Here is a 13,995-nt window from a genome sequence, read left to right on the forward strand (position 1 = left end):
TATTCATAGCAGCATCAGCATGATGGCGCCTGCTGCGATACAGAGCAGTCCGCAAAAGCGCAGCTGCCCATCCCTGAGCTGCATCAGTTGGGTAAACAGTTGCCGCCACAACCCGGGCGCGAGCAGCGGCAGCAAGCCTTCCAGCACCAGCAGCAGGGCCAGCGCCAGGCCCAGTGTCTCCAGCCAATCCATTGCCATCTCCCCAATAGGCAATGGCCCTCGAGGGGCCATTGCTTTTGTCGTTGTCAAAGCTATCGGAACTTGCGCAAAAGAGGAGGCGCAACAGGCATGGCTATCGACAGAAAACCATGCTTGATCCGAACTTGCGCAAGCCTGGGCTTATTTGCCAGCGGCACCGCCATTGCGGTAGGTCTTGAAGAAGTCGCTTTGCGACGGGTCAAGCACCATTACGTCGCTCTTCTTGGAGAAGCTCTCCTTGTAAGCGTCCAGGCTGCGATAGAACTGCGCAAACTGCGGGTCCTTGCCAAAGGATTCTGCATAGACTCGTGCAGCTTCGGCATCGCCCTCACCCTTGACCTTCTGGGCATCGCGGTAAGCATTGGCAATGATGACGTCGCGCTGACGATCGGCCTCGGCGCGGATCTTCTCGCCTTCGGCGGCGCCCGTGGAGCGCAGTTCGTTGGCCACGCGCTTGCGCTCGGCCTCCATACGACGGTAGACGGACTCGGTGATGGTCTCGGCGTAGTCCACGCGGGTGATACGCACATCGACGATGTCCACGCCCCAGGGCTTGGAGCCACGCACGGTTTCCAGAACTTCACGCTTGACATCGGTCATCAACCCTTCGCGCTTGGAAGACAGCAGCTCGCGCACGGTGCGGCGATTGATCTCTTCCTGGAAGGCATTGCGCACCACGCGGTTGAGCTGCATGGCTCCGGCAGATTCATCCAAACCCACGTTACGGATGTATTCCGAGGGCTCGGAGATGCGCCAGCGCACATACCAGTCAATGACCACGCGCTGCTTCTCGGCGGTAAGCATGGGCTCGGTATCGGTGCTGTCGAGCGTCAGCAGACGCTTGTCGATATAGCGCACGTTCTGCAGCGGAGGCGGCAGCTTGAAGTTAAGTCCTGGCTCGGTGATCACTTCCTTGATCTGCCCCAGCGCATAGACCACACCGAACTGACGCTGATCCACCACGAACAGTGTGGAACTCAGCAAGGCCAGCACCACGAGAATGCTGGTGACAAAAAATCCGATTCGATTCACTGCATTCTCTCCTAGCGTGCGTCACGGTCACGGCTGCGCGCATCGCGGCTGCGGGCGTCACCGGCGGGATTGGGAACTACACGTACGTTGGCTGGAGCCGAAGCGGCGCCCCCGGCAGCTGCATCACCCGACGCAGCAGGAGCAGCTGCGCCGCCGGTCACGTTCTGCATGATCTTGTCCAGTGGCAGATACAGCAGATTGGAGCCCTGACGCGACTCCACCAGAACCTTGGTCACGTTGGTATAGACCTGCTGCATCGCATCGATGTAGAGGCGATCACGCGTGACCTGAGGAGCCTTCTGGTATTCGGAATACAGCGAGCTGAAGCGCCCTGCATCACCCTGAGCCTGGGCCACAATCTTGGACTTGTAGGCCGCAGCCTCTTCACCCAGACGCGCTGCAGCACCCGCTGCACGCGGCACCACATCGTTGGCATAGGCCTGGGCTTCGTTCTTGGCGCGTTCGCGCTCCTGACCAGCCTTGAGCACATCGTCGAACGAGGCCTGCACCTGCTCGGGCGGACGCACGCCGCCCTGCTGCATATTGATGCCCACCACCTCAACACCAATCTGGTAGCGATCCAGAATGGTCTGCATCAGATCGCGCACGCGTGGGGCAATCTGGTCGCGCTCTTCAGACAGAGCTGCATCCATCTTCATCTTGCCGACGACTTCGCGCACGGCGGACTCCGCCACCTGAACCACAGCCTCGGAAGGGTTGCGGCTCTCGAACAGCCAGTCGCGCGCATTGCTCAGGCGGTACTGCACGGCAAACTTGATCTCGACGATGTTCTCGTCCTCGGTCAGCATGGCCGATGCACGCAGACCCGTGCCACGCACGATATTGTCGCTACCCACCTCGGCAGAGCGAATCTGCGAAACGTAGACCAGCTCATGCTTCTGGATGGGATAAGGCAGACGCCAGTTGAAGCCGGCGCCCACGGTACCCTTGTACTTGCCGAACTGCGTGATGACGGCCTGCTGGCCTTCCTGCACGATGAAGAAGCCCGTACCCAGCCAGATCAGCACGGCCACGCCGGCGATCAGGAAAATGCCCTTGCCGGGATTGAAAGGCTCGCCAGGCTGGCCGCCGCTGCGGCTCGGAGGCACGCCGCGGCCATTGCCGGAGCCGCCGCCGAACAGACCGGAAAGTTTGCGATTGAGGTCGCGCCACACCTCTTCCAGATCAGGCGGCTGGCCTTGCTGGGAAGAGGAAGGACGGGGACGCTGCTCGGGTGCCGGCGGCATCGGAGGACGCTCCCCTTCAGGTGCCGAGCTGTCCGGCTTGGAGCTATCTTCGTTGTTGTTGTCGCCACGACCCCAGCGCGGATCGTTCAAATTGAACATCCCGCGAATGCGTTGCGGCAGCATCGCCAGGCGATGGACGCGTTGTGAAAAATTCATGCGAGACGTCTCTGTGTTTTCAAAAAGACATGGACCATGGCAAGCATTGTGCCCAATAGGGGCGCAAGCCCCTAGTATTGCGCGTCGTCATCAGGGGACATCCAGTACGTATCGTCCTGCCCCTCGACTTCTTCGCGTGCCGCCTCTTCACGTACCTGCAAGACCCGGTCAGCCAACATCTGCCGCAGCTGCGCAAGCCCCTGCCCCGAGCGAGCACTGACAAACACACGTGGCACCGGCACGCCATCGAGCTCATACATATCCTGCAGCACGGCAGGCTGACGCTCGGGCTCAATGGCATCCAGCTTGTTGAAAACCAGAATCTGGGGCACATCATCGGCCCCGATTTCACCCAGAACTTTTTGGACTTGTTGTATTTGTTCCGGGAATCCGGGGTTCGATGCATCCACGACATGCAGCAGCAGATCGGCGTCAATCGCCTCCTGCAAGGTGGCCTGGAAGGCATCCACCAGACCGTGCGGCAAGTCACGAATAAAACCGACGGTATCCGACAGGGAAACCGATTCCTCGGCCTCCGTGAGGTACATCTGCCGGGTGGTCGTATCCAGCGTGGCAAACAGCTGATCCGCGGCATAGGCGCGAGCCTTCACCATGGCATTGAACAGCGTGGATTTGCCGGCATTGGTATAGCCGACCAGGGAAATATTGAAAACTTCGCGACGCGAGCGCTGGCGCCTTTGCGTGGAACGCTGCTTCTTGACTTTTTTCAGGCGCTCCTTGGTGCGCTTGATGGCATCGTCAATCATGCGGCGGTCCAGCTCGATCTGCTTTTCACCGGGGCCACCACGGCCACCAATACCGCCGGCCTGACGCTCCAGGTGGCTCCAGCGACGCACCAGGCGCGTGCTGATGTACTGCAGACGAGCCAGCTCCACCTGAAGCTTGCCTTCATGGCTGCGTGCACGCTGGGCAAAGATTTCGAGAATCAGCATGGTCCGGTCGTTGACCGGCATCTGGATATGGCGCTCCAGATTGCGCTGCTGCGCCGGGCTCAGGGCCTGGTCGAACCAGACTTCCTTGGCTCCATGCATCTGGGCCAGCATGCGGATCTCGTCCGCCTTGCCGCTGCCCACGAACAGCGCGGGATCGGGGGCTTTGCGCTTGCAGGTCAAGCGCGCCACGGGCTGCAAGCCAGCGGTCTGGGCCAGCAAGCCCAGCTCTTCCAGCTCGTCATCGAAATGGGGAACACCAAAATCCACGCCCACCAGCAGCACTGGCGCAGACGCGGAACGTTCAAAGGATTCAGAACTCAAATACCTGTCCCGTAGGGTAATAGCCGCGCCGGGCTGGCCGGCGGGCGTTGACGCAAGAAAGCTTAGGCAGCGGGGGCGTCGTTGTCAGCCGGTGTAGCGGCCGAGAAGTTCACGGCACGGCCGGGAACGATGGTGGAGATGGCGTGCTTGTAAACCATCTGGGTCACGGTGTTGCGCAGAAGCACCACGTATTGGTCGAACGACTCGATTTGGCCCTGCAGCTTGATGCCGTTGACCAGGTAGATGGAAACGGGCACATGTTCACGACGCAGTGCGTTCAGGAACGGATCTTGGAGGAGTTGACCTTTATTGCTCACGATATTCTCCGTGTTCGAAGAGTGTTGTTGTAAACCGACACATTACCACAGGGCCCGGGGAAAACAGTGAAAAAGGGTTTTCCCTAGGCGCAAGCAGACTGCTATTAATCCTTGTCGGCGTAAGGATTATGGGAGGTTTTCAAGTCGATGCGCAACGGGGTGCCGATCAAATTGAATTCCTTGCGGAAACGACCTTCCAGGAAACGCTTGTAGGCATCAGTGACCAGCTCCAGCGAGTTGCCATGGATCACGATGATGGGCGGGTTCATGCCGCCCTGGTGGGCGTAGCGCATCTTGGGGCGATAGGCCCCCACCTTTTTGGGCGTCTGGAACTGGATCGACTCCATCAGGATACGTGTCAGCACCGGCGTAGGCATCTTGCAGGTGGCTGCACGATGAGCCTGGATGATGGATTTCCACAGCGGCTCGAGACCCTGGCGCTTCTGTGCCGAGATGAAGTGCAGCGGTGCAAACTTCAGGAAGGACAGGCGTGTCTCGATGGAACGCTCCAGCATCTGGCGCTGATAGTCATCGACAGCATCCCATTTGTTGATGGCCAGCACCACAGAGCGGCCGCTCTCCAGGATATAGCCTGCGATATGCGCGTCCTGGTCGGTCACGCCCTGCGTGGCATCGATCAGCAGCAGCACCACGTTGGCGCCTTCGATGGCCTGCAGCGTCTTGACCACCGAGAACTTCTCGATGGCTTCAAACACCTTGCCCTTGCGACGCAGACCGGCGGTGTCGATCAACTCGAACTTCTGGCCGTTGCGCTCGAAAGGCACGGTGATGGCATCGCGCGTGGTGCCGGGCATGTCGAAAGCCACCAGGCGCTCTTCACCCAGCCAGGTGTTGATCAGCGTGGACTTGCCGGCGTTGGGACGGCCAGCCACCGCCAGACGCACGGGCTTCTGGTCTTCCTCGCCAAAAGTTTCCTCTTCGGGCTCGGGCAGGTTCAGCAGCCCCAGGGCCGCATCGACCAGGCTGCGCACACCCTGACCGTGGGCTGCAGACACGGGCACAACCTCGCCAAGGCCCAGCTCATAGAATTCGGACAGCTGCGCACCATCCTTCATGCCTTCGGCCTTGTTGGCCACCAGCATGGTGGGCTTGCCCAGACGGCGCAGGTAGTTGCCGATCTCGTGATCCTGACCGGACAGACCGGCACGCGCATCCAGCACGAAGATCACGACATCGGCTTCCGCCACGGCTTGCTGGGTCTGCTTGGCCATCTCCTTGAAGATGCCGCGCGATGCGTCCGGCTCGAAGCCGCCCGTATCGATGACGATGTACTCATGCTTGCCCTGACGGCCCTGGCCGTAATGGCGGTCACGCGTCAGTCCAGCAAAGTCGGCGACGATGGCATCCCTCGACTTCGTGAGTCGATTGAACAGCGTCGACTTGCCCACATTCGGGCGCCCTACCAGGGCAATAACTGGCTTCATTCCAAAAACAACCTATCAATCCGGCTTGAAGCCATACACAGTTCCGCTTCGGCTGACGACCACCAGAGTATTGGCGGCAACAACCGGGGAAGTGGCAACTCCTGCCTTGTCAGTTTCCAAACGGGCCAGTGCAGAGCCGTCTTCACGCGAGAGCATATGCACCGTCCCCAAATCATCGGCCAGCACCACGGAGCGGCCCAGCACCAGAGGTGCCGTCAGCTTGCGGTACTGCAGTTTGTCGATGGACCACAGACGCTGACCGTCTGCACGATTCCATGCCTGTACCGTGCCATTGCTTTCGGCGCCGAACACGGCCTGCTCGTCACCGGCCACGCCATCGCTGCCCTTGGAGGTCTGCGTCCAGCGCACATTGGCCGTGCTCACATCCACGCAACCCACCGAGGCCTGGAAGGCACGTGCACAGACGCTGCTGTCCACACGGCTGACGGGACCAACCAGGTCCACCAGTCGCTCCACATCGTTCGTGCCGCGCGGTGCGGCCAGAGGCGCCATCCAGCGCACCGAGCCATTGTCGGGATCGACACCGGCCAGACGTCCGGATACGCCCACCACCAGATTATTACCAACGGCCTGCAAAACGCCGGGCTGACGCAGAATAAGCGGTTCATTGCTGGGGCCTTCGACAGACCACAGCTCACGACCGGTGTTGGCATCGAAGGCCGCCAGCGAGCGGTCAGCGGCCATCACGAACACACGCCCACCGGCCACCAGGGGCGGCGTGTAGACGGCGGCGTTCAGATTGTTCTTCCACAGCTGCTTGCCTTCGGCAAACACCATGAGCTGGTTGCTGCGCGTGACTACCGCCGTGCGCTGGCCGTCGCTGCCCACACCGGTGGTCAGCGGCTCGCCCGCACTGAACTTGCCCAGCTGGCTGCCGGTATTGCCGTCCAGCGTGGTGACGCTGCCGTCCTTGGTGACCACGGTGACGGTATTGCCCTGCACCAGCGCAGGCATGGCCAGAGGCACTTCACCGCCCAGCTTGGCGGTCCAGGCCTGGTGCACTGCGATCTTGGCGGGGTTGGGTCCCAGATCCTGTGGCTTGGGCTTGTCCTTGCCGCCAAACATGGAGCAGGCAGCCAACGACGCGGCCACTGCGGTCAGCACCAGCACACGGGCTGCGGATTGCGCTGCGGGAGCAGCGGACTTCACTTGATGGGCAAAAGTCTTCAAGATTATTTCTCCGACGGCGTTGTCTTGACCAGGGTTGCGGTTTCAGGAGCCGCACCCAGCGCGTTCAGCTTGAATTCCACCAGGTGGCGGTAGTCCAGATCCTTATCCAGTGCCTTGTAGGCTGCCTGGTACTGGGCAATCGCCTCGGCCGGCTTGCCCAGCGCGCCATACAGATCGCCGCGGCGGTCGGCCTGCAGACCGGCGTAGGACTCGGGCATGGAAGCTTCCAGCACCTTCAGGCCTTCGTCATAGCTTTTCTGCTGCTCCAGCACCGAAGACAGGCGAATGCGGGCCAGGGCCTTGAAGCCTTCGTCACCCTTCTCCGCCACCCAGCTCAGTTGCGCCTTGGCGTCATCGAACTTGCCGGCATCCACCGAGGCCTTGGCCATCAGCAAAGCCGTCTGGGCGGCCTGCGCAGTGCCCGCGTACTTGTCACGCAGCTCGCTGAAGGCCTGGTCGGCACGGGCTGCATCCTTGGCAGTCAGGGCTTCGTCCACCGCGAATTCCAGGGCCGAGGCCTGAGTCGCCTGACGCTTTTGCCAGTACTGCCAGCCGTTCCAGCCAGCCAGTCCGAGAAAGACCACGACCAGCACGCTGGTGATCAGAGTCCCCCAGGAATTCCAGAAATGCTTGAGCTGCTCAATTTGCTCTTGTTCTTCAAGATCGAGATGGTTTGCCATGGCTACTTAGATTGAGTGGAACGCTGGTCAGAAAACGGGAAGCGGAAAATCAAACCGCCGATTTTAGGCTGCCGGCCCACAGGGCCACGTCCGCCAAAGCTTGCTGCAGCTGCTGGCCTTCGCCGTCGCGCAGCGACTTCACGGTCACCTTGCCCTGTGCCAGCTCGTCGGCGCCGAAGATCAGGGCGAAGCGTGCACCCGAGCCATCAGCCTTCTTGAACTGGGACTTCATCGAGCCCATGCCTTCGGCAGAGCCGCCTGCGGCTGCGTGCATCTGCACCGCCACACCGGCGGCGCGCAACTGCTGCACGGTCTTGAAGACCTGGGGCAGCGCCGAGGCGTCGGGAATGATGGCGTAGACATCGGCTGCGGGCTGAGGAATCTCGGCACCCACCTCCTTGAGCACTTCGAGCACGCGCTCGACACCCATGCCCCAGCCCACGGCCGGTGCGGGCTTGCCGCCGATTTCCTCGATCAGGTAGTCGTAGCGACCGCCGCCGCAGATGGTGCCTTGCGAGCCCAGCTTGTCGGTAATGAACTCAAACACCGTGAGGTTGTAGTAGTCCATGCCGCGCACCAGGCGAGGGTTCAGGCTCCAGGCCACATCGTTGGCATCCAGAATGTCCTGCACGGCCTTCAGATGCGCCTTGGAGGCATCACCCAGGTAGTCCATCAGCTTGGGCGCTGCGTTGACCATGTCCTGCATGGCCGGATTCTTGGTATCCAGCACGCGCAGCGGGTTGCTGTACATGCGGCGCTTGGCCTCTTCGTCCATCACCTCGGTGTGCTGCTCGAAATAGGCAATCAGGGCCGCGCGATGCGCCTTGCGTTCCTCGGGCTGTCCCAGGCTGTTGAGCTCCAGGCGCACGCCTTCGATGCCCAGCTCCTTCCATAGCTGCGCAGCCAGCAGGATCACCTCGGCATCCAGCTCGGGACCGGCAAAGCCCATGGCTTCCACACCGACCTGATGGAACTGGCGATAGCGGCCGCGCTGGGGACGTTCGTGGCGGAACATCTGGCCGATGTAGAACAGGCGCTTGCCGCCTTCGTACAGCAGATTGTTTTCCACCACCGAGCGCACCACGCCGGCCGTGCCTTCGGGGCGCAGGGTCAGGTGCTCGCCGTTGAGCTTGTCTTCGAAGGAGTACATCTCCTTCTCGACGATATCGGTCACCTCGCCCAGGCCGCGCACAAACAAGGCCGTGGGCTCGACGATGGGCGTGCGGATATTGCGGTAGGCAAAGCGCCCCATCAGATCGCGCACCTTGGCTTCAAACCATTCCCAACGCGCCGAGTCGGGAGGGAGGATGTCGTTCATGCCTTTGACGGCAGTCAGTTTTTCGTTCTTGGCCACGTGAAATCTCACACTTGGGCTACTAGCAAAACAAGAGCACATTGCGCTTGGCAACTATGCCTTTTAACTAGAAACCTAATTCAAATCCATATAGATAGTGCGCAAGCAGCTATCAATTCCAAAGTACTGGCTCGCCGGCATTGTGCCAGCAAGCGCAATCACCACCCGCATGACGGGACGCTGCGAGCGTCTGAGCCGCTCAGGCCTTCTGGCCGTAGCGGCGCTGCACATATTCCAGCACCAGAGTCTGGAACTCCTCGGCGATATGTTCGCCACGCAGCGTCAAGGCTTTCTCGCCATCGATGAACACCGGCGCCGCAGGCGCTTCGCCATTGCCGGGCAGGCTGATGCCGATATCGGCATGCTTGCTCTCGCCGGGGCCGTTGACGATGCAACCCATCACCGCCACCTTCATGGCTTCCACGCCGGGGAACTGGGTACGCCAGACCGGCATTTCACCACGCAGGAAATCGTCGATCTTCTTGGCCAGTTCCTGGAAGGTGGTGCTGGTGGTGCGGCCACAGCCCGGGCAGGCGGTGACGCTGGGCACGAACACGCGCAGACCCAGGGCCTGCAGAATTTCAGAGGCCACCACGACCTCCTGCGTGCGTGCTTCACCGGGCTGGGGCGTGAGCGAGACGCGAATCGTGTCGCCAATGCCCTCCTGCAGCAGCACCGACAGCGCAGCAGTGGATGCCACCGTGCCCTTGGTGCCCATGCCGGCCTCGGTCAGCCCCAGATGCAGCGCATAGTCGCAGCGGCGCGCCAGCTCGCGGTAGACCGAGATCAGATCCTGCACACCGCTGACCTTGCAGGACAGGATGATGTTGTCGGGGTTCAGCCCCATGCTCTTGGCCAGCTCAGCCGAGGTGATGGCCGAGGTAATCAGTGCCTCGTACATGACCTGACGCGTTTCCCAGGGCTGAGCACGCTTGCTGTTCTGGTCCATCAGCTCGGCCATGATTTCCTGGTCAAGCGAGCCCCAGTTCACGCCGATGCGCACCGCCTTGTCGTACTTGGCGGCGATCTCGATCATCTGTCCGAACTGCTTGTCCTTCTTGTCGCCCTTGCCCACGTTGCCGGGGTTGATGCGGTACTTGGACAGCGCCTGGGCGCAATCGGGATAGTCGGTCAGCAGACGGTGGCCGTTGTAGTGGAAGTCGCCAACCAGCGGCACATACTCGCCCATGCGGTCGAGCTGCTCGCGAATATAGGGCACGGCTGCTGCCGCCTCGGGCGTGTTCACCGTAATGCGCACCATCTCCGAGCCGGCCTGGGCCAGCTGACGCACCTGGATGGCAGTCTCCACCGCATCCACGGTGTCGGTATTGGTCATGGACTGCACGCGCACGGGCGCATCGCCCCCCACGGTGACCACGTTGTTGCGCCACACCACACGGGCCTGGCGCGATTTGCGCGGCAGCGGGCTGGCGATGGCTATCGCCTGGCTGAGCTGCTGCGAACTTTGAGAATCTTGCACTCTTGTTTACCTCGAACGGTTACTTCACCTCGAAGCGAGCCACATTGTCGCGTGTGCTCGAGATATCGAAGGGTTCGCCACGTACCGTCACCTGCGTGCCCTTGGCATTGCCCACAATCACCGACAGGGGCAACTGGCCTTCGGCAGTCGCAGATTCATCCTTGGACAGGGTCTTTTCCAGCACCACCTTGCCGGCCGCGTCCTTGACTTTGACCCAGGACTGGCCGGCATTCACCTTCAGCACCAGCAGACCGCCAGCGCCGGTTGCGGGCGTGGCTGCCTCGGCGGCCGGTGTGGCTGCCTGGGGCGCGGCAGCAGGGGCAGCTCCGGCAGCCGCAGCAGCCGTCGCGGACTCGGTCGACGCAGCCGCTGTCGCGGCCGATCCGCCTTGAGCAGTCTCCTCGGCCTGGGCCGCAGGCTCCGTCACAGGAGCGCCCATCACGGCCGCCTCGCCAGACTCCGCCTGCGCGGGCATCTGGGCCTGGACGTCTGCCGTATCGGCGCCGTCAATCACCTGATGAAAGGGAACAAAGTACACGGCAGCCGCTGCCGCCAGCAGAATCAGCACACCTGCCGCAATCTTGCGCGAGCTGCTGTTGCCTGAGTCCAGCGATGTCCCCGTGACCTTGAAGCTGCTGCGCACCTTCACGGCTTCGTTGATGCCGGGCCCCGTGTTGGCCAGGCTTTTGATCTCGGTGCGCGGCAGCAGGGCCAGCACCGGTTCGGCCTCGATATGCAAAGTCCGGCACATGCCCATGGCCAGGGCACGCATGAACACATGATCGGGAAAGGCCGCGTAGTCATCAGCCTCCAGCGCCTCCAGCTTGCGCTGCGGCACCTTCAATGTTGCCGCCATCACGGGCAGCTGCATGCGGGCCGCTTCCCGCGCCTGACGCAACAAGGCCCCCGCCGTGGTCTGTGCCGGAGTTGGCGCCTGCTCTTCGCTTTGCATAGTTTCCTCTTCCACCGCATCCTCACTCATTGAAAGCTCCGCGCTCATAGGCCAGCCACTGACGCGATTGAGGAAAACGCTCGCGCAGCTGATCGGCCTGTTGACGCGCTCCAATGTCGTCGTGCAATGCCCTGTCTATTTTGATTCCCAGCCAGAGGCTTTCTGCACTGGCCTGGTTGCTATTGTTATTCAAGCGCCGGATGTAGAACTGCGCTTTTTTCAGATCACCCTTGAGCCAGAGCACATTCGCCAGGTTGTAGCCCGTAGCGGCGTTGCCCACATCCATCTCGTAGGCGCGGAACATGTTCTGGTAGGCCTGCTCCAGCTGGCCTGCCTGCTGGTAGCACATACCCTTGGCCAGCAGGGTCTTGGGCTGCTCGCGATAGCCCGGCGCCTGCAAGGCCCTGTCAAACCATTGCTGGGCTACATCAAAATGCTTTTGCTGACATTGCATCCAGCCGTAATTGTGAATCTGGTTGCCGTCGCGCGGATTAAGGTCCACGGCCTTGCGCATGGCGACCTCGGCCTGTGCCCAGTCCTGGTTCTGCATGAGGATCAGGCCCAGCAGACCGTACGCATCGGCGTAATCGGGCTTGGCAGCCAAGGCCTGGCCCACCTCATCCATGGCCACGTCCAGGCGCCCGGCCTGAAAGTAGTTGGCTGCCAGTTCCAGACGGATCTGCGCACGGCGATTGGCATCTGCGACCTGGGTTGCGCCCGTGCTGACCACGGAAGCCTGGGGAACGGACGTAGAGGAAGTGGTGGTCGTCGTCGTCGAGGTACAGCCCACAAGTGCCGCGACCGCAACCGGTACCCCCCACCGGGCCAACAGGCCCCAATGTCGCCAAACCGGTCGCTGTGCCACTGCCCTCATTGATTGTCCTTTATTCAAAGCTCCGTCAAGACACCTGCTTGAGCGGGATGGTGCGCTGCTTGGCCATACGCTCGGCAGCGCGGGTTCTATCCTTGACGTCACCAGCCAGCTGACCGCAGGCCGCGTCGATATCGTCGCCGCGGGTCTTGCGCACCGTGGTCACGATGCCGGCATTGCTGAGCATGGCGGCAAATTCGGTCACGCGCGCCGCAGACGAGCGCAGCAGCCCCGAGGCCGGGAAGGGATTAAACGGAATCAGATTGAACTTGCACCAGCTCTTGCCGTCGCCGCGCACGCGCACCAACTCTATCAGCTGACGCGCATGCTCCGGCTGATCGTTAACGCCGTCGAGCATGCAATATTCAAAGGTGATGAAGTCGCGCGGTGCAAACTCCAGATAGCGCTCGCAGGCATCCAGCAGCTCGGCAATCGGGTATTTCTTGTTCAGCGGCACAAGGTTGTCGCGCAGCGGATCGTTGGGCGCATGCAGGGAAACGGCCAGCGCCACGGCGCAGTCCTGCGACAGGCGGTCCATCATGGGCACCACACCGGAGGTGGACACCGTCACGCGGCGGCGCGACAGGCCGTAGCCATGGTCGTCCAGCATCACGCGCAAGGCAGGCACCAGCGCACTGTAATTCTGCAGCGGCTCGCCCATGCCCATCATCACCACGTTGGAGATGATGCGATCTTCGGTACCGAACCGCTTGCGCAGCGAATGCTCGGCATACCAGAGCTGGGCGAGGATTTCGCCAGTATCGAGGTTGCGGCTGAAGCCCTGATGCCCCGTCGAGCAAAAGCGGCAGCCCACGGCGCAACCAGCCTGGGACGAGACACACAGCGTGCCACGGTCGTCCTCAGGAATGAAAACGGATTCGACGGCATTGCCGTCACCCACATCGAACAGCCATTTCACGGTGCCATCGGCCGAGACATGCTCGGTCACCACGGGCAGCGCAGTGATATGGGCCCGGCTCTTGAGCTTTTCGCGCAGGGACTTGGCCAGATCGGTCATCTGGTCAAAATCGGATGCGCCACGCTGGTGAATCCAGCGGAACAGCTGCGTCGCACGGAAACGCTTCTCCCCGAGCTGCTCGCAATAAGCGGTCAGTCCTTCGAGGTCAAAATCAAGCAAATTAGTAGTCATATCGGCATGTGGCGAGGCGTCTTGCGAACGGTGTTTGCCACGCCGTGGCCAGCATCTTCAAGTGCTGACACCGGCTTCGCCCAGGCGAAGCGCTGGCGTCAGCGAGAGCATGCTGTAAAGCTAGCGTGGATTAACGCGAGTACACGTTCATGCCGGGGAAGAAGAAGGCAACTTCCACAGCAGCGGTTTCAGCAGCGTCGGAGCCGTGCACGGCGTTGGCGTCGATGCTGTCGGCGAAGTCGGCGCGGATGGTGCCCTTCTCGGCCTTCTTGGGGTCGGTGGCGCCCATCAATTCACGGTTCTTCAGGATGGCGTTCTCGCCTTCCAGAGCTTGAATCATCACGGGGCCGGAGACCATGAAGTCCACCAGATCCTTGAAGAAAGGACGGGCAGCGTGCACAGCGTAGAACTGCTCGGCTTCGCCGCGCGACAGGTGCACCAGCTTGGCAGCCACGATCTTCAGGCCAGCAGCTTCGAAGCGGGCGTAGATTTGGCCGATCACGTTCTTGGCAACTGCGTCGGGCTTGATGATGGAGAGGGTACGTTCGATAGCCATGATGATTATTTCCTAATCAGGGTTACTATGGGTTTTTGCCGAAAAAGCAAAACAGTTGATTTTAGCGGTGCCGCCATAGACCTTGAAGTCCA

At 61.4% G+C, this 13,995-nt stretch carries 14 protein-coding genes; all 14 read right to left on the minus strand.

Features of this window, described 5'->3' with window-relative positions:
* Window positions 1-3: 3 nt before the first annotated feature.
* A complete protein-coding gene (locus F3J24_RS15915; RefSeq protein WP_167008348.1) occupies window positions 4-192 on the minus strand; it encodes a DUF2065 family protein in 189 nt (62 codons plus the stop codon).
* 147 nt (window positions 193-339) lie between these two features.
* Window positions 340-1,230, minus strand: coding sequence for a protease modulator HflC (gene hflC, locus F3J24_RS15920; protein ID WP_003053333.1), 891 nt, complete (start codon window positions 1,228-1,230; stop codon window positions 340-342).
* Window positions 1,231-1,241: 11 nt separating this feature from the next.
* The gene (gene hflK, locus F3J24_RS15925; RefSeq protein WP_167008351.1) at window positions 1,242-2,633 is read right to left on the minus strand and encodes an FtsH protease activity modulator HflK; all 1,392 of its coding nucleotides are present in this window, start codon (window positions 2,631-2,633) and stop codon (window positions 1,242-1,244) included.
* Window positions 2,634-2,704: 71 nt separating this feature from the next.
* Complete coding sequence (gene hflX, locus F3J24_RS15930; RefSeq protein WP_370527745.1) at window positions 2,705-3,868, minus strand: GTPase HflX; 1,164 nt, start codon at window positions 3,866-3,868, stop codon at window positions 2,705-2,707.
* 101 nt (window positions 3,869-3,969) lie between these two features.
* Window positions 3,970-4,224 (minus strand): RNA chaperone Hfq, encoded by a 255-nt coding sequence (gene hfq, locus F3J24_RS15935; protein WP_003053328.1) that lies wholly within the window; start codon window positions 4,222-4,224, stop codon window positions 3,970-3,972.
* A 104-nt stretch (window positions 4,225-4,328) separates the two neighbouring features.
* Window positions 4,329-5,669: a ribosome biogenesis GTPase Der gene (gene der / locus F3J24_RS15940; protein ID WP_043008468.1), complete on the minus strand. Its 1,341-nt coding sequence runs from the start codon at window positions 5,667-5,669 to the stop codon at window positions 4,329-4,331.
* A gap of 15 nt (window positions 5,670-5,684) precedes the next feature.
* Complete coding sequence (gene bamB, locus F3J24_RS15945; protein ID WP_167008357.1) at window positions 5,685-6,860, minus strand: outer membrane protein assembly factor BamB; 1,176 nt, start codon at window positions 6,858-6,860, stop codon at window positions 5,685-5,687.
* Between the two features lie 2 nt (window positions 6,861-6,862).
* Window positions 6,863-7,540 carry a tetratricopeptide repeat protein gene (locus tag F3J24_RS15950; protein WP_167008362.1) on the minus strand — a complete coding sequence of 226 codons (678 nt, stop codon included), beginning with the start codon at window positions 7,538-7,540 and terminating at the stop codon, window positions 6,863-6,865.
* 49 nt (window positions 7,541-7,589) lie between these two features.
* On the minus strand, window positions 7,590-8,858 hold the full coding sequence (gene hisS, locus F3J24_RS15955; protein ID WP_240154364.1) for a histidine--tRNA ligase: 1,269 nt from the start codon (window positions 8,856-8,858) through the stop codon (window positions 7,590-7,592).
* A gap of 235 nt (window positions 8,859-9,093) precedes the next feature.
* Entirely contained in the window at window positions 9,094-10,374 is a 1,281-nt protein-coding gene (gene ispG, locus F3J24_RS15960; protein WP_167008368.1) for a flavodoxin-dependent (E)-4-hydroxy-3-methylbut-2-enyl-diphosphate synthase, read from the minus strand.
* 19 nt (window positions 10,375-10,393) lie between these two features.
* Complete coding sequence (locus tag F3J24_RS15965) at window positions 10,394-11,356, minus strand: helix-turn-helix domain-containing protein (protein ID WP_167008371.1); 963 nt, start codon at window positions 11,354-11,356, stop codon at window positions 10,394-10,396.
* The gene (gene pilW / locus F3J24_RS15970) at window positions 11,349-12,200 is read right to left on the minus strand and encodes a type IV pilus biogenesis/stability protein PilW (protein ID WP_240154345.1); all 852 of its coding nucleotides are present in this window, start codon (window positions 12,198-12,200) and stop codon (window positions 11,349-11,351) included. The genes F3J24_RS15965 and pilW overlap by 8 nt, the downstream gene beginning before the upstream one ends.
* Before the next feature lie 25 nt (window positions 12,201-12,225).
* Window positions 12,226-13,347 (minus strand): 23S rRNA (adenine(2503)-C(2))-methyltransferase RlmN, encoded by a 1,122-nt coding sequence (gene rlmN, locus F3J24_RS15975; protein ID WP_167008374.1) that lies wholly within the window; start codon window positions 13,345-13,347, stop codon window positions 12,226-12,228.
* A 130-nt stretch (window positions 13,348-13,477) separates the two neighbouring features.
* Window positions 13,478-13,903 carry a nucleoside-diphosphate kinase gene (gene ndk, locus F3J24_RS15980; protein ID WP_003053316.1) on the minus strand — a complete coding sequence of 142 codons (426 nt, stop codon included), beginning with the start codon at window positions 13,901-13,903 and terminating at the stop codon, window positions 13,478-13,480.
* Between the last annotated feature and the right edge of the window lie 92 nt (window positions 13,904-13,995).

Origin of the sequence: Comamonas sp. Tr-654, assembly GCF_011752915.1 — a bacterium.
GTDB lineage: Bacteria > Pseudomonadota > Gammaproteobacteria > Burkholderiales > Burkholderiaceae_C > Comamonas.